This is a genomic window from Exiguobacterium sp. 17-1 (genome assembly GCF_023096305.1).
GTDB classification, from domain to species: Bacteria; Bacillota; Bacilli; order Exiguobacteriales; family Exiguobacteriaceae; genus Exiguobacterium_A; species Exiguobacterium_A sibiricum_A.
Genome location: NZ_JALIGJ010000004.1, coordinates 12,782 through 28,783, shown reverse-complemented (window position 1 = coordinate 28,783; position 16,002 = coordinate 12,782). Strand labels below are relative to the sequence as shown.

The window sequence follows — 16,002 nt, the reverse complement described above, 5'->3', positions numbered from 1 at the left end:
AGAAAGGGTGTTGGATGATGTATATTCTCTTATTATCAGGTGGATCCGGAAAACGACTTTGGCCGCTATCAAATGATTTGAACTCCAAACAGTTCCTGCGCATTCTTGAAGATGCGGATGGACACAAACAATCAATGATGGAACGGGTGTTTCAACAGTTAGAAGCGAGCGGTTTGGCGGACCGGACCGTCATCACGACGACGGAAGCCCAACTCGATGCGATTGAACATCAACTCGGCACCAAGGTGTCCGTCATCCATGAACCGTCTCGGCGGGATACGTTCCCGGCCATCATGCTCGCAACGAGTTATCTGGCAGAACGGATTGATCCAACGGAAACGATCATCGTCATGCCGGTTGATCCTTACGTCGACGCTTCTTTTTTCCAACGGTTTTCCGCGCTCGACGAGGCCGTCCAGGCTCACCCTGACGCGCTTCATTTAATGGGAGTCGAACCGCTTCATCCAACTTCTAAATACGGCTATATCATTCCTGAATCGACAAGCACGATGTCTCCGGTTCAACAATTTCGTGAAAAACCCTCCCTGGAGACTGCAGTCGAGTTGATTGATCAAGGGGCGTTGTGGAATTGCGGTGTCTTCGCCTGCCGGCTCGACTTCTTGACGGAACGCCTGAACGAGCAACAGGTGCCTGTGACGTATCAGGCATTGCGAACGGCGTATGATTCGCTTGAGAAAACATCGTTTGATTATGCCGTCGTCGAGAAAACAACCCACCTGTTCGTTCATCGGTATGATGGATACTGGAAAGATCTCGGGACGTGGAATACCCTGACGGAAGAAATGCCAAGTTCCATTCATGGAAATGCGCGGTTGATCCATTCCACCAATACGCATATCGTCAATGAATTACAAGTCCCTGTCCTCGGAATCGGCTTGACCGATTTAATCGTTTCGGTCAGTCCCGATGGTGTGCTCGTTTCGTCAAAAGAGGAAACACCTCACCTTAAAGAATATCTTGTCGATCAAGAGCTTCCCCCGCAATTTGAATGGAAACGCTGGGGATATGCGACGATTCTTCATCAACAACAATTGGAAGACGGACGGTATGCCGTGACACGCCGGCTGCATATCCAAGCTGACCATCAGATCAGTCATCACTACCATGCTCAGACAGACTCGACGTGGAGCATTCTCCAGGGACAAGCCGAAGCGATCATCGACGGGAAACATCAATTGCTTGGTCCCACTTCCGTCGTCCACATTCCACGCGAGATACCGCATACATTAAAGACATTGAGTGACTTGATTATGATTGAAATCAAATACTCCATCGACTGGACGGAGGAAGACAACTACCCGTTTCCGATTTCACTCGGTTCGAATTAATGGCGGCACGTATCGCAAAGGCGATACGTGCCTTTAACTTGGAAAGACTTCACTCGTCACGCACTCCAGCCGCCCGGAGATCCGGTATTCCCCTGCCGAACAGGGAATGAAGTACTGATCCCCTTTTTGTAACAGGCGTTGTTCGGAACCATCAGCTGCATGCACTTCACCTTGACCTGATACGACGGTCAGCAGTCGAAACGTCGGACTGTCGGATAAGCAGTACTCCGCCCCGTTGATATCGTGATGGACGACCGTGAAGAAGGGGACTTCCAGTAACGTCGTTTTCGTCCCGGAAGTCGTCATCTCCCGAATCGGTCGGATTGTCAACGGTTCATCCGGAATCGTCGTAACGGCGATTGCTTTTTCGAGATGCAGCTCACGGCGGTTTCCATCAGCGTCGAGACGGTCATAATCATACAGTCGATACGTCCGGTCACTCATTTGTTGAATTTCAAGCAACACGATTCCCGGACCAAGAGCATGAATCGTTCCACTCGGAATGTAAATGAAATCCCCTTTTTGGACAGATTGATGACGAAGGCAGACATCCCACTCTTTCCGCTCCGCACACGTCACGAGTTCTTCGCGACAAGACAGATGGTGACCAACAATGACCTCCGCCCCTTCCTCCGCCTCAAGGATATACCAACATTCATTTTTCCCATACGGTTCGCCTTCCAACCGTTTTGCATCTTCATCATTCGGATGGACTTGGACGGACAAATACGAGGAGGAATCGAGTAGCTTAACGTGTAAAGGAAAAGCCTCCAGTGCGTATGGACCAAATAAACTTGTCCGATGAGTCTGCCACAATTGATCTAGTGTCTGTCCTTGATAAGGACCGTCCGCTAAAGGAGTTTGTCCGCTCGGATGTGCCGAAACCGTCCAGCATTCTCCGATTGATCCTGCCGGTAAATCGAAATGAAACAACTCTTCAAGACGACGACCACCCCAAATCCGTTCTTTGAATACTGGCTCGATTTTATACATAGACACAGCGAACTCCTTGATTGAAAAAGGAGCAACGCCCACCTCCATTTCTTCAATTCGTTACCTTTATATACCCATTTATATACATTTATCAACAAAAGAATGGCACACCACGACAAAAAAATCCCGCCTCGATGAAAGACGGGATTTCATTCTTGGTTCATGCGATTTTTACAACGCTTCGATGATCGTCAGCGGATCTGTCCGTTTTGTATAATCAGCCGGGACGTCAGCAAATGAAACTTTTCCGGACGGCTGAATGATGAACGTTGCCGGTTTTGGCAACTGCCAGTCCTCATTGCCGTTATGACCGGCAACGTCAAGACCGGACGCCTTGTACACGTCGATTAAATAGTCAGGCATACCGAACACAAGGTCGAATTGACGGGCGACGACGTTATCGACATCACTCAACACTTGAAATGCCAGGTCATTTTTTTCCTGCGTCGAGAGCGATTGATCCGGTGTTTCCGGACTGATCGCTACTATCGTCGCTCCTTTTGCTTCAATTTTTTCTACTTCCCGTTGGTAGGCCCGAAGCTCCAGATTACAATACGGGCACCAGCCGCCACGATAAAACGTTACGATGACCGGACCATCTTGCAGCAGTTCCTCTAACGACACCGACTGACCGGATGCACTCGGCAACGTGAAGCGGGGTGCCTCATCTCCGACGCTCAATCCTTTGGCGCCGTCTGATGCGGCTAACTCGTTTGTCGCTTGTGCCATCAATCGTTGTTTTTCCTGCGGCGCCTTTTGACGAAATTGTTCTTGATACGCTTGGATTTCTTCGAGCAATGTAGACATGACGTGTCCCCCTTTATGTTTGTCTTACAGCATAGCAGGGACTTCCGCAATCTGTCCGTTATTTTGCTCCGTCTGATTTCTTGCGGAACTTTTTGATGAAGCCCATCAAACTTTCCGGTGTCAGTTCCAGTTTGTTCTCATAAGCGTATTTCGTCCCGTACCCGAGGGCGAGTGTCGCTGTCGAGGCAACCCCTGCACCGATGACAGCCCCGTATCCCGGGACCATCTTCGCCAGTTGCCGGAATGCCGTTTTGCCGGAGTTGCCGACAATCGTCACGACCAACAGTTCTTTCGCACTTTCCTTCGAAAGATTCCGCTCATACAAGTTCGACAGCTTCAGCATCAGTCCGATTTGAATCGATGTTAACGGAATGATGTCGGCTCCCGGAAACGGTACCGCTCCAATTGCTCCCGCTGCGGTCCCTGCTCCGACGATCCAATTGTTCGCGATTTTCCCCCGCAACGCCGGATCGATCTCGCGAACAAACAGATTATCCTTGTTGAACTTTTTTAGGATATCGAGCACCTCACGCCGCAGACGGTCAATGTTCGTCCCGTCCATCGCGGAGACCGGTACGACTTTGGGTCCCGGCAATTTTGACTCAATATGCGACAGAATCGTCGTGAGGTCATTCGTCGCATCAATCTTCGTGACGACGATGACGATGTTTTTGTTGTGGGCATAAATCTTCTTGAAGTTTTTGGTCTCCGTTTCCGATAAGACGGTTCCGGCGGCGTTCAAGAAGTAGAGGATGACGTCCGCGCTCTGGTAAAACTTCCACGTCGTATCCGAGTTTAAGCTGTTTGCATCGTTCAATCCCGGTGTATCGACGAAAACGACCTTATCTTCCGGATGTTGCCGGATTTGATCGATCCGTGTCGTCTCCCCCGGCTTTGCACCAACGGTCGCGACTTCCCGACCAAGGATCGCATTCAGCGTCGAGGATTTACCCGCATTGACGTCCCCGATTAAGGCAACGGTCACTTCCTGTTCGAGTGACTGGTTAAAGTCGCGGCGTTCCGACTCAAACGATTGGTCAAACACTTCTTCGAGTTTTCGTTTTCGTTTCTGCTCATTGGTCTCAAGACCTTCTCCAAAAAAATCATCCATCTTTATCCCTCCTGAAAATACCTGCTGTCGGTCTTTTCCCGTTCTCCATTGAAATCATCCCCAAAAAGCGATACGATTAATTATGGGTAATATTACCAAAAATGAAATGAGGCGTTTTTCATGAAGAAATGGCTTTACATACCACTTGCGGCACTTGTCTTGACCGGATGTAATCAAGAACAGGCACAAGAATCCGTTCCAAAAAAAGCAGCATCGGCTGACTACACATCGAGTCTGACGATTTCTCCCGTCTCCATCACCGAAGGCGAAGAAAAATTTGCGGCGCTTGGCAATCAACAGATTGGCAGCGTCCAGTTAAAAGGAAAGCTGACGAAGACACACTGGCTCAAAGGGGTCGAATACCTGCCGAATAAAAAAGAGCGATCTCTCTTTACACTTGAGCTTGAACCCAAAAGCTATGACACACAAGTCCGCTTTGCCCAGTCTTTCTCCGACGATAAGATCCACCTTGGCATCGACGTTGATGACACGACAGTCCAAGGGGACCATACCTTTAAACAGCTTGATGATTACATGGTGCGTGGTGCTGATTTCCGCTCCGGTCCTTCTGCCGCTACCCCGTATAATCTGTTGATGGTTTATCACATGACAAAAAAGAACGGAATTCGCGGCTTTAATTTAAACGATGTCACCCGACCGGCTGACGTCCCGCTTAAAAAGGGTGAACGGATTTTCGGGATTGTCTTATCGAATCACAAGTAATGACATCCGCGTCTTGTCTTTCTCGACAAGACGTTTTTTGTTTGTTACCTTAATCCTTTAAGAAAGGATGTTTTTTCCATGAGAAAATTTTGGATGATCTGCCTGTTGGCTACTTTTTCACTCAGTGGTTGCCTCGCAACTCAAAAAGAGACAGTGACGGTGACACCGCTCAAGTTAAAAGCCGGTGAACAAGCCTTTGCGCAAATCAACGATCAGGACATCGCTGCATTTCATTTAAAAGGCAAACTCAAGAAACCGTATCTCCTGAAAGGTGTCGAATACTTACCAAATCATAAAGAGCGGACACTCTTTTCAATGGAAATCCCCGCTAAAACATATGACTCGACGTTGCGGATCGTACAATCTTCTTCGGCCAAATATACTCGGTTTGGTGCTAATTTGAATGGTGTAAGCCTGCGTTCACACGAAGCTTTAAAAATAAAACCGGATGCCGTCAACACACAAAATCCGTCAAGTGAGTTCACGCTGGAAGATTACAATGTCCTGTTCCTCCGTCAGTTGTCCGCAAGCGGAAACCTCTCGTCGAATCCATTTAACGATATTCATGGTCCTGAGAACATCACGATGAAAAAAGGTGAACAGATTTTTGCCTTTGTTCTGACCAAAAAGAACTGATGATGTTAAAACAGCCATCACCACACAAAAAGGGAAGACGGATGTGACATCCGTCTTCCCTTTTTCCTCTCATCTGCTTTTACATCTGACTTCTCCGCTCCAGTAAAATCGTATCCCGCCAGACGCCGGCCAATTGTCCGATCCGTTCCCGCCGACCGACTTCCCGGAAACCAAACCGTTGGTGCAGCTTTAAACTCGCAGTGTTTTCCGGGAAGATTTGTGAGTGCAACGTCCAGATGCCCGCCGCTTCACTTGCTTCAATGACAGCATGCATCAATGCGGTACCGATGCCTTTGCCACGTGCGTCTTCGTCAATATAAAGACTGACTTCCGCCACCCCCTGATAGGCGGGAATCGACGAAAAGGGACTGATGGCGACCCATCCGAGCACCTTCCCGTCTTCTTCCGCTACAATCCGGCTGTGTATGTGATGATGGGCATCCCAGTAGTCAAACGGCGGTACTTCCGTTCGAAACGTCGCATTCTGCGTCTGTATCCCCTGTTTGTAAATCCGGCCGACTTCCGGATAATCGGCTGCGGTCATTGCCCGTATCTTCATACTCTCCCACTCCTTGTTCAATCGTCATCCGTTTGGAGTTCGACGTCCGGTCAGGTTTTCCTGTTAGTTGACCGTAAACGGAATCGGGCGTAATTCAAGTGGTGTATTAACGAGGGTATTGCTGTAGCCGGTTTCGAGATAATATTCTTCCCGCGTGTGTTCGGATGGTTCCGGCAAGCGGAACGTCGACCGGAACGTCTGTTTGTCGGCATCAAGGACCGTGACTTTCGGCTTGATTTCCCGACCGTCCGGTGGTTCTGTTCCTTCAAGCAACCGCATAGAGTTACGGATATCAAGCTTCGTATCAAATTGGGACGAGCGGGAATTCGTCGAAAATTCAACCACGACTTGCTCGGATGTCGTCTCAATCGATGTGATTTCCATCTTGAGCGGATGTGTTTCTGACTGTTGGCGGTATGGCAACGGCTCGGTTAGCGGAATCGGTTGTGTCTCTAAATCAATTCGTAAAGAAGGCTGCAACAGATAGTTCCCTTTTGGGATGACATAGTTCCCGAGGATTAACCGCGACTGCTCGATGGCTTCCGTTTCGGTTTTCGTCCGTTTGACGGACTGGGTCGACTTTGTCCAGTTGCGAATGATTTCCTTGCCGGATGGATCGAGCAAAGTCAGCTCGACACGGGCCCGTTCTTTTTTCGATGCGCGAATCGTGTAGTCGAACGATGTGCTGCCTTTGCCCTGAATCAACTTATCCAATGTGACTTCCGTCTGATAGGCTGGATTTTTGACCGTTGTGCCGTAGACTTGTTCGACGGCAGGAAGCCGCTTGACCGGTATGTTAAACGCCCAGTTTCCATCGACGCCAAATACGTCCGTCAACACGATCGGAATCCGGATCGTATCTTGCAGTTTGGTTTCACCGAGCGTGTATTCAATCCTTCCTTGCCAAATACCGTTCACCTGCTTGAAATGAACCACTTCTTTCGTCTCCGTCCCGGCAAACCGTTTATCGCCTTTAAACAGTTCATATAATCCTGATCGCGCTTCCGGCTTCACATCCGGGACGCCGGTCGCTGTCAGATTCATCCCGATTGTCGCCCCGTCGTAATAGGCATCGATGACTTGAATGTCGATCCCGTTATCACTTGCGACTTGATGGATTTTGGTTGCGAGTTGCTTCTGACTGATGGCGGTGCCGGTGTTTTCCTGTTCGAGGAACGGCCGATACATCTGACCGAGTAACGGGACTTTCGCCATTGCCGTCGCAAAGGACGGGATGACGAATGTCGATGTAATCAACAGTGATGCGGCAAGTCCCGTCGAGACAATCAGGCGCCGCAGGTGTTTTGGCCGTTTGATTTGTTGCTCCTGCTTTCCCTGCTCCATTCCTTGACGAATCCGCTCCTGTAAGGCGGCCTGCGGCACAGGAATCTGTTTATACTCATTTTGAAGATCGTGCTTCGACATAATCAAGTCCTCCCAACTGTTTCTTCAATTCTTCCCGTCCCCGTTTGAGATACGTCTTGACCGTATTCAAGGTGATACCGATAAAAGAAGCAATCTCCTTCATCGGGACATCGTGAAAATAAAAGAGTACCAAAACATCCCGGTATTCTTTTCGCAGATGCGACAAGGCGTCAATCAAGTCCAGATGTTCTTCCCGCGAAGATTCCTTCACCGGAATCTGTTCAATCAGATCCACTACCGCTGTCCGTTGATTCAAAACACGGTAACAGTTCCGGATCAGGATTTTCGTCAGCCAAGTCACGAAGTATTTCGGCTCTTTGACTTGTCCAATGGAAATGAATGCTTTATAGACCGTTTCCTGGACGACGTCGAGCGCATCCTGTTCGTTTTTGACATAGACGTAGGCCGTCCGGTAGAGCTGTTCACTATGTAGGAGAATCAATTGTTCAAATGCTGCCTCGTCTTGCTTGATGGCACGCCGGACAAGCTCCGTGTGCTCCGTTCGTAAGTCCAATTCCATCCCCTCCTTTTACTCATTAGAGCACTCGGTAGTTCAAAAAGTTTCAAAAAATATCCATCCCAGAAAAAAAGACCTTAGCAGGGCTAAGATCTTTTGGTTTAAAACGTATACCGGACCGCCATCTCTTTGCCGAACCGGTCCCCGTGATCGATAAAGCCGAGTCGTGCATACAGACGGTGTGCTGCTTGATTGTCCGGATGGTAACCGACGACGATACACGCCGCTTCCGGAAGCTGTTGCATCTCCCCGAGCAACAACCGCATCGCTTCCCGGCCGATCCCTGCTCCTTGGTGGCGGTGGTCGACCATCAACCGGTAAATCCAGTAGCCGTCCAGTTCTTCCCGTTCCGAATTGTACATCAAAAATCCGACCAACTCATCCGCTGCATAAATCGCCCGCATGACGAGCGTCGGCTCAAAGCTAGCCTGAGCAATCGAGTAGACGTTCGGTTCTAAAAATCCCTGTTGTTCCGTCGTTAATTCAAGCGCACAACAGGCTTCCCAGTTCTCGTTCGTGACTGCGCGTAATTCAATCTGCATATCCATTCCCCCGTTTTTTTAGAAAAGCGGGTTACACGTCGTGCCCCGTTTCCTGTTTTGTCTGCGTCATGTTCACCATGATCGCCCCCTTTCGTGATCTTTTACCTATTATCGGACGGTATCGAGAATATCTTGAATCAACTGCATCGTTTTGACGTTGTCCCGAAAATCGGAGTGGGATACGACATCGCCTTGAACCGCCGCTTGAAAATGTTTCATCTCGCCGACGAATCCGCGCAAATACAAATCTTTCATCCCACCGGACATCGTCGACATCGGGGACCGGTAATACATCTGCCGTTCTTCGAGCTCCTGCCAGGATGTCGGTGCTTGTTTTTCCTCGATGATCAAATGCTCCATTTCCGCGGCTTGGCACACAGCCCGTTCAAAGCGCAGCGTCAGCTCCTCGACTTCTCTTGTATAGAGCGGAGAGTTAATCAAGGTCACCTGTCCGACTGCCCCGCTTGTCATCCGAAGTGACAGCTGAAGGTGCAGTTCACCGTCCGCTTCGAGCGACATGCCGGTGATTTGCTCGACCTCACCCGCCAAGAAGCGGATCAAATCGAGTTGATGAATCGCGGCGAGTGATAAAAAGTCGGCTCGGTCGTTACAGAAGCCGGACGCATCACATGCAAACCGTAATTCGAACGAACGAAGATCGCCGTATGTGTTTTGGACCAGTACTTGCTTCAATTTCGTATAAACCGGTGCATACCGTTTCATGAAGCCGACACTTGTCACCTGATCCGTGACGAGTTCGGCCAGCTCTTCCGCCTGTCCAACCGATAAGCCGAGCGGTTTTTCGACGTAAACGGCACAGCCCGCTGCCAGACACGACCGGACGACCTCGACCTGATCCGCCGGTTGAAGACAAATGAGGACTGCATCCATCTGTTCCTCTGCAAGCATCTGCGTGTAGTCTATATAGGCACGGCCGGTACTGCCGATGTCACGTAACGCCCGTTCCGCACTTTCAAGACGGCGTGTCGTCACCGCAACAATCTCAAAATCGGCTTCCTTCATTGCCGGGAATAAGTTCGTCCGGGCATGGAACCCGGCACCGATCAATGCCACTCTCATCGGACTTCCTCCTTTGTTTCAAGTACGGTCACAAGCTGGTCGAGTCGCTCGATCGTATAGGTCGGCGTCAGTGTTGCCGAAGCCGTGGCATGACCGGGATTAAACCAACATGTCGCAATTCCTGCCGAGATGCCTCCCTGGATGTCTGCCGTCAACGAGTCGCCGATTATCAACGTCTGATCGCGCGTCGCGTCCGGAATCCGGTCAAACACGTAATCAAAAAAGGCTGGCATCGGTTTTTGATAGCCGGTTTCTTCCGAGACAAAAATCCCGTCAAAATAAGGCGCCAGACCAGATCCTTTGAGTCGTGCATGTTGCGTCGCCGCGACACCGTTCGTCACGACATACAGCCGATACTTCCCTTTGAGCGCGTCGAGCAACTCGATCGCTCCTGCAATCAATTCCGTCCCTTGACTCAAGTACGCACGGTAGCGCGTATCCATTCGACTGCCGTCGACCGTCCGGCCCTGCTCGGCAAAAAACGTCACGAAACGTGACGTAATCACTTCATTTCGTGTCACTTCTCCCCGCTCGAGCGCTTTCCATAAAGACTGGTTAATGGTCCGGTACCGGGCTTCCCGCTCGTCCGTCCACTCGAGCTGTTCCTCTTCAAACAGTTGCCGTAACGCCGCACGTTCCGTCGCATCAAAATCAAGCAAGGTATGATCGATATCAAATAACAATGTCGTGTAATTCATCTGTCAGGCCCCTTTTCGTAACATCCGTCGTTCAGTCAATTTGCCGCCGAGTTGGAATAATAAAACACCGCCGCCAATCAGGACAACGCCGACGGCTTTCGTCCACGTAAATGCCACTTGATCGAGACCAAACCAACCAAGCGTATCCCACAACAAGGCAAACAGAATTTGTGAAACCATGACGATTGAGATCGCATAACTCGGTCCGAGCTGTTGTACCCCTTGCGTCACACACAGGACGACGCCGACGCCGATGATGCCGCTGAACCAAAACCACGGTTGCATCCCGCTCATGGAAAAGAGATCGCTGCCTTCAACAATCAATCCGATGGTCAAGGATGCCAGGAATCCGAGTCCGAGAACAAGCGTCGTCGTCGCCCATGCGCCGACCCGTTCCTTGACCTTGGCATTAAAGGTATTCTGAATACAGACCATCATTCCGCCGAATAAAGCCAGAACTATTCCAAGTGTCATCTTCTTTCCTCCTCACTCATAGATACTTTCGCCGACCCGTTCCGTCAAACCCTCCCGGTCCACGATCGTAATCGTCCGGTTCGTCCGCTCAATCAAGCCGTCCTGACTGAACTGCCGCAGGACACGGTTGAGGTGACGGTAACTCGTACCGATTAAATCCGCCGCATCGACGAGATCACTGACAGGTAACATCGGTGTTTCCGGTGTCATCGACAAGAGGTAACTGGCCAGTCGGACTTCGACCGGATACAGCAGGTTAAAGCTCATCGAATGCGATTTCAACTCAAACTTCATCGTAATCGTCTCGAGTAAAAAGCGGAGCAGTGCCGGATTATCGGCTCCATTTTGTTCCAGTGCCGCATAGGAAATACTGACCGCTTTGACCGGTGTGACCGCTTCGACCGTATTCATCAATGGTGTCCGACGAACGTATTCAATATCGCCGACCAGATCAAACGGATGCTTAAACGATAAGACGAGCCGTTTTCCCGTTGCCGACATATGGGTAATCTTCAGCTTCCCCTCGAGCAACAAGTACATCCGGTCCGCCGCGTCGCCTTGACGACACAGCCAGTCTCCGGCTTGAAAAGCGACCGGTTGTAAATGCTCCCGCAACTCGCCGGCAAACACTTCCGTCAATTGAAACCGCGCCAAGTACTCATCCAGTTGTGCTTGTTCCACGTTCTTTCCCCCTTACCATTTTAAGATCAGCACGCCGCCGATCATCATTAAAATGCCAATCACTTGCGGCAACTGCAACCGCCGTTTGATCATTCCGAACCATCCGTTCCAATCAATCACCAGTGCCAAGCCGAGCTGGGCAATCAGGAATAAAGAAATCGTCAACGTCACACCCATCAAATGAACAGCTGTCATGTTACTGAACAGAACGGCAGCGGCCAATGCTCCTCCGGATAAATAGAGCAGCTTAACCTCTTTCATCTGCCGGAACGTCCGGTCACGCAGGATCAACGTAATCAATAAGGCGACGACAAAACCGGTCATCTGAGTCAAGGTCGCTGCTTGCCACGTCCCGATGCTGTTGCTGATTCGGGCATTGGCGACACTTTGGAGTGTCAGAAAAAAACCGCCGCTGATTGCAAAAAGAATTCCACGCATACTAGTTCCTCCCATCCTGATTTTTCATACTTTCATTTAAACGAAGCCTCCCTGAATGATAAAGGACATTTGTCCTGAAAGGAAACTTATATCTTTTCCCATGAAAAAACCGCCTCGTCGTCAGACAGGCGGTGAAAGTTTAAATTTTCTTCACGAACTCCGACTTCAACTTCATCGCACCGAGTCCATCAATTTTGCAATCGATGTCATGATCACCATCGACGAGACGGATTCCTTTGACGCGTGTCCCTTGTTTGACGACAAGCGACGTTCCCTTCACTTTTAAGTCCTTGATGACCGTGATCGTATCACCGTCGCTCAGTACATTACCGTTCGCATCTCGGATGACGTTGGCTTCTTCTGCCGCTGCTGCATCGGCTGCCGTCCATTCATGGGCACATTCCGGGCACATCAATACATTGCCGTCTTCGTATGTATACGCTGAGCCGCAGTTCGGACAGTTCGGATATTCATTCATGCTGATTCCTCCAGTACTTGATCGATTCTTCCCTTTGATTATAACAGCGATCCTGCAAAAGAAAGCCGTTTTTCCGCACAACAAAGGAGACAGATGTTAAAGTCTGTCTCCCGTTGTCATCTGAAAACTGACTGCTGCGTCAGTTCGCACACTTATTCATTTTCTAATTTTTTAATCGCTTCATCGAGTTTTTCCTGATCCTCGTCCGTCAGCTTCGGATACTGCGGATCGATTTCACGCAGGACGTCATTCATGACCTCTGTCACGATGTAACGGGTGAACCATTCGTCATCGGCCGGCAGGACATGCCACGGCGCGTGTTCCGTTGATGTGTGCGAGACGAGCTCGGCAAAGATGTCCTGATACTCATCCCAATGCTCCCGTTCTTCGACATCACTGAACGAAAACTCAAAGTTTTTCTTCGGATCTTTGATCCGTTCAAGCAATCGTTTTTTCTGCTCGTCTTTTGAGACGTTAAACAAAAACTTGACGACGCGGAAACCGTTCTCGACGAGATAACGTTCAAAGTCATTGATTTGACGGTAACGCATCTTCCAAACATCTTGATCGTCCGGCACTTCCTCTTCTTCCAGCAGATCATGAATCCGTGGTGCGATGACTTCCTCGTAATATGAACGGTTCAAAATACCGACTTCACCTTTTTCCGGCAAGCCTTCGTGAATCCGCCAGAGATAGTCATGCTTTTGCTCCGTATCGGAAGGTTTTTTGACGGAAAGCGTCCGTAATCCTTGGGCGTTGAGGTTCGAGAAGATATAACTGATGGCTTCATCTTTTCCGCCGGCATCAATCGCCTGCAAAATCACAAGAACTCCGTTTTTTTCTTCGGCATGCAGACGCCAATGTAATTCTTTTAATTCCTCGACACTTTTCGGAATGTGCTGATCCAGTAACTCGTCTTCTGCAATCCGGTTGTCATCCGACGTCGGATAATCTGATAATCGGATTGATTCCCCTGGTGTCACACGGTATTTTTTGATGTTCATGGTAATCCCCCTCGTTTTTATGTACGTAAGGGATATTTACCCAAAGCACTTCAGAAGGAAACGTTCAGATGAACTTATCTTTTAACAAGTTGTCGTAAGCCGTCTTCGAGAGAAACCGGTGGTCGACCAAGGATCTGTTCAAAATCCTGACTCTCCACCGCCAGTGTTCCGGCCGCAATACCTTCCTGAATCGCCTGTAACATCGGCAGTAAAAATTCCGGAACTCCTGCTTGCTGCATGATTGCCGTATAAGTCGCGCTGTCGACTTGCTTCACCTGTACCGGGCGCCCCAGAACCTGTCCGAGTGCTTCTGCGATATCTTGTTGCGTGTGCAGAGGACCTGACAGTTCATAAATGGATTGTTCCGGTTTCGGATCAACCAAGACGGTCGCGATCGCTTCCGCATAGTCTTCCTGCAATGCCCAGCCGACTTTGCCGTCCCCGGCACTCGTCAACCAATCCTGACCGGCACGAACGGCATCAATCGTCGACTGTTCGTTTTCCAGATACCAGTTATTCCGGAAGAACAAAAACGGAATCCCTGTTTCACGAATTAACTGTTCCGTCACTTGATGCGTCCGGGCCAGGAAATTTTGACTGGCTTCCGCGTTGGCGATACTCGTGTAAGCAATCAAGCCGACTCCGGCTGCTTCAGCTGCCCGGACGGCTGCCGTATGTTGACGGATCCGCGTCGTTTCTTCGCCGTCGGTCGAGATGAGCAAGATCCGGTCGACACCCGCAAAAGTTTCTTGCAGCGTATCCGGTTTATCAAAATCACCATGACGCACTTCAACACCGCGCGATGCTAAATCCGATGCTTTTTTCGGATCGCGGACGCTGATTATTACATTCTCCGCTTCGATTTTCGTTAAGAGGTGCTCGACAATTTTAGTTCCCAATTTTCCGGTTGCACCGGTCACAAGTAATTTCATGGACGTAAGCTCCTTTTTTAATAAGTTTCTACCTGTATCCAATTGTATTACAGGTGATACACTATGAGGAGTAGGCACTTTTTCGATACCAGGTCACACAAACAGAACGAAAGGACTGATTCCCGATGAATCAAGCTTCGACAACGGACTCCCCTCTCTCTCAACGGACAGCTTGTCCTGTTACTCGCGCGCAAAAAATCATGGCCGGCAAGTGGAAAATCGTATTGCTTTGGCATCTCAGTACCGGAACGAAACGGTTTCACGAGCTCGAGCACCTGTTGCCGGGATTTTCAAAAGGCATTTTGACACGACAATTACGGGAACTGGAAGCGGACGAAATGATCGACCGGAAAGTCTACCGGGAAGTCCCGCCGAAAGTCGAATACTCCTTAACCGATACCGGACACAGTTTTATGCCGATTCTCAATCAGATGGCAGCTTGGAGCAACCGCCATTTTCCACCCGAATCCAAATCGTGATACTAAAAAGGGCGACTTCCGTTGTTGGAAATCACCCTTTTTCACGGCTTATTGTTCTGTTACGACCGCTTTGAAGTGCGCATCCATTGCCGCTGCAACACGCAGACCGGAAATGACGGCACTCTCGACCCGTGTCCGTCCGGACGTATCTTTCGGATCGAGAAAGGCATCTCCCGCAAGCCAGAGCGGATGTTGATCGAGCTTCAGATAAGGCGTACGGAAGACGTCGCGCGCCTGCGCATACCGCCAACGTTTGAGTTGGCGGGAGATAATCGTGACCGGTCCGAGCTGCTCCTGCAACAACCGTTCGATTTCCGCAAGCGTCGCGTCTTCCCCTTTGTCATACCACGATTCACTCCAGTCCCCAGCCATATAGACACTCAGAAGCGGGGTCGCCGACACTTCTTTTTGCGCATTGTTGACGATTTTCAACATCCCGGTTGCGAGACCTTCGTCAAGTAGACCGACCTCACCAATTTCGAGTGTTTCCTGAATCTCGAACAAACCGACGAACGTCGGCTCAAACGTCACTTTCCCGAGACGGGCGTGATCGGATTCAACTAACGTCAACGGAGATGCTTCCAGTAAGTCATAGGCTTGTGGCACCGGTGCCGTCAGCAGGATGGCATCATACGTCCGTGTTTCTTCAGAGGCGATGGTTTGAAGTCCGGGTGCATCCGACACAATCCGTTTGACCTGTTCATTTAGATGCACAGGAATTCCACGGGCAATTGATTGGACCAGCTGATTCATCCCGTTGACCGCAATATAGCGGGGAAAGTCATCCCCGAACCATTTTCGGATTAGTCCCTGTTCCAGCCATTCGTCGACTTCCTGCGCCAACTCGTCCGTACGGACTGTAAAGAAGACAGCCCCATGATCCGCTGTTCCCTGGTCGATCCGTCTCGTCGCCATCCGTCCCCCGACACTTTGGCTTTTTTCGATGACCTCGACCGCATAACCTTCCGTCACCAATTGACGTGCCGCAAAAATTCCGGCGAGCCCGCCACCAATAATCCCAATCCGTTTTTGTTGTTCCATCCAATTTCCCCCTCTACTTGCTTCATTTCCACAAG

At 50.0% G+C, this 16,002-nt stretch carries 20 protein-coding genes; 4 read left to right on the top strand and 16 right to left on the bottom strand.

Annotation, left to right across the window (positions count from 1 at the left end; all coding sequences use genetic code 11):
- Positions 1-17: 17 nt before the first annotated feature.
- The gene (locus MUN34_RS11195; RefSeq protein WP_051525187.1) at positions 18-1,349 is read left to right on the top strand and encodes a sugar phosphate nucleotidyltransferase; all 1,332 of its coding nucleotides are present in this window, start codon (positions 18-20) and stop codon (positions 1,347-1,349) included.
- Between the two features lie 33 nt (positions 1,350-1,382).
- Here the strand turns inward: MUN34_RS11195 and MUN34_RS11190 are convergent, their stop codons facing one another.
- The 3 genes from MUN34_RS11190 to MUN34_RS11180 all read right to left on the bottom strand — a co-directional run bounded on the left by MUN34_RS11190 (position 1,383) and on the right by MUN34_RS11180 (position 4,260).
- Complete coding sequence (locus MUN34_RS11190) at positions 1,383-2,342, bottom strand: type I phosphomannose isomerase catalytic subunit (protein ID WP_026829578.1); 960 nt, start codon at positions 2,340-2,342, stop codon at positions 1,383-1,385.
- Positions 2,343-2,513: 171 nt separating this feature from the next.
- Positions 2,514-3,149, bottom strand: a complete 636-nt coding sequence (locus tag MUN34_RS11185) for a peroxiredoxin-like family protein (protein WP_247857801.1) — start codon at positions 3,147-3,149, stop codon at positions 2,514-2,516.
- A 58-nt stretch (positions 3,150-3,207) separates the two neighbouring features.
- A complete protein-coding gene (locus tag MUN34_RS11180; RefSeq protein ID WP_247857800.1) occupies positions 3,208-4,260 on the bottom strand; it encodes a YcjF family protein in 1,053 nt (350 codons plus the stop codon).
- A 120-nt stretch (positions 4,261-4,380) separates the two neighbouring features.
- Between MUN34_RS11180 and MUN34_RS11175 the strand changes: the two genes are divergently transcribed.
- On the top strand, positions 4,381-4,983 hold the full coding sequence (locus tag MUN34_RS11175) for a hypothetical protein (protein ID WP_026829581.1): 603 nt from the start codon (positions 4,381-4,383) through the stop codon (positions 4,981-4,983).
- 78 nt (positions 4,984-5,061) lie between these two features.
- A complete protein-coding gene (locus MUN34_RS11170) occupies positions 5,062-5,619 on the top strand; it encodes a hypothetical protein (RefSeq protein WP_247857799.1) in 558 nt (185 codons plus the stop codon).
- 79 nt (positions 5,620-5,698) lie between these two features.
- Here the strand turns inward: MUN34_RS11170 and MUN34_RS11165 are convergent, their stop codons facing one another.
- From MUN34_RS11165 to MUN34_RS11110, 12 genes are all read right to left on the bottom strand, one after another.
- Positions 5,699-6,178 (bottom strand): GNAT family N-acetyltransferase, encoded by a 480-nt coding sequence (locus tag MUN34_RS11165; RefSeq protein WP_026829583.1) that lies wholly within the window; start codon positions 6,176-6,178, stop codon positions 5,699-5,701.
- Positions 6,179-6,241: 63 nt separating this feature from the next.
- Positions 6,242-7,603: a DUF4179 domain-containing protein gene (locus MUN34_RS11160; RefSeq protein ID WP_247857798.1), complete on the bottom strand. Its 1,362-nt coding sequence runs from the start codon at positions 7,601-7,603 to the stop codon at positions 6,242-6,244.
- Positions 7,578-8,123, bottom strand: coding sequence for a sigma-70 family RNA polymerase sigma factor (locus MUN34_RS11155; protein ID WP_247857797.1), 546 nt, complete (start codon positions 8,121-8,123; stop codon positions 7,578-7,580). Before MUN34_RS11155 ends, MUN34_RS11160 begins: the two co-directional genes overlap by 26 nt.
- A 98-nt stretch (positions 8,124-8,221) precedes the next feature.
- The gene (locus MUN34_RS11150) at positions 8,222-8,662 is read right to left on the bottom strand and encodes a GNAT family N-acetyltransferase (RefSeq protein ID WP_247857796.1); all 441 of its coding nucleotides are present in this window, start codon (positions 8,660-8,662) and stop codon (positions 8,222-8,224) included.
- Between the two features lie 108 nt (positions 8,663-8,770).
- A complete protein-coding gene (locus MUN34_RS11145) occupies positions 8,771-9,742 on the bottom strand; it encodes a Gfo/Idh/MocA family protein (protein WP_247857795.1) in 972 nt (323 codons plus the stop codon).
- Positions 9,739-10,440 carry a YjjG family noncanonical pyrimidine nucleotidase gene (locus MUN34_RS11140; protein WP_247857794.1) on the bottom strand — a complete coding sequence of 234 codons (702 nt, stop codon included), beginning with the start codon at positions 10,438-10,440 and terminating at the stop codon, positions 9,739-9,741. The genes MUN34_RS11145 and MUN34_RS11140 overlap by 4 nt, the downstream gene beginning before the upstream one ends.
- Positions 10,441-10,443: 3 nt before the next feature.
- Complete coding sequence (locus MUN34_RS11135; protein WP_114597218.1) at positions 10,444-10,914, bottom strand: DMT family transporter; 471 nt, start codon at positions 10,912-10,914, stop codon at positions 10,444-10,446.
- A 12-nt stretch (positions 10,915-10,926) separates the two neighbouring features.
- Positions 10,927-11,595: a Crp/Fnr family transcriptional regulator gene (locus tag MUN34_RS11130; protein ID WP_247857793.1), complete on the bottom strand. Its 669-nt coding sequence runs from the start codon at positions 11,593-11,595 to the stop codon at positions 10,927-10,929.
- Between the two features lie 12 nt (positions 11,596-11,607).
- Positions 11,608-12,033, bottom strand: a complete 426-nt coding sequence (locus MUN34_RS11125; RefSeq protein WP_026829591.1) for a DMT family transporter — start codon at positions 12,031-12,033, stop codon at positions 11,608-11,610.
- 139 nt (positions 12,034-12,172) lie between these two features.
- Positions 12,173-12,511: a zinc ribbon domain-containing protein YjdM gene (locus tag MUN34_RS11120; RefSeq protein ID WP_247857792.1), complete on the bottom strand. Its 339-nt coding sequence runs from the start codon at positions 12,509-12,511 to the stop codon at positions 12,173-12,175.
- Positions 12,512-12,663: 152 nt separating this feature from the next.
- Complete coding sequence (locus MUN34_RS11115; RefSeq protein WP_026829593.1) at positions 12,664-13,515, bottom strand: PPK2 family polyphosphate kinase; 852 nt, start codon at positions 13,513-13,515, stop codon at positions 12,664-12,666.
- Between the two features lie 74 nt (positions 13,516-13,589).
- Positions 13,590-14,447, bottom strand: coding sequence for an SDR family oxidoreductase (locus MUN34_RS11110; RefSeq protein WP_247857791.1), 858 nt, complete (start codon positions 14,445-14,447; stop codon positions 13,590-13,592).
- Between the two features lie 125 nt (positions 14,448-14,572).
- Between MUN34_RS11110 and MUN34_RS11105 the strand changes: the two genes are divergently transcribed.
- Positions 14,573-14,926, top strand: coding sequence for a winged helix-turn-helix transcriptional regulator (locus MUN34_RS11105; RefSeq protein ID WP_247857790.1), 354 nt, complete (start codon positions 14,573-14,575; stop codon positions 14,924-14,926).
- A gap of 48 nt (positions 14,927-14,974) precedes the next feature.
- On the opposite strand, the gene MUN34_RS11100 is transcribed toward MUN34_RS11105, so the two are convergent.
- Complete coding sequence (locus MUN34_RS11100; protein WP_247857789.1) at positions 14,975-15,967, bottom strand: NAD(P)/FAD-dependent oxidoreductase; 993 nt, start codon at positions 15,965-15,967, stop codon at positions 14,975-14,977.
- Positions 15,968-16,002: the final 35 nt, after the last annotated feature.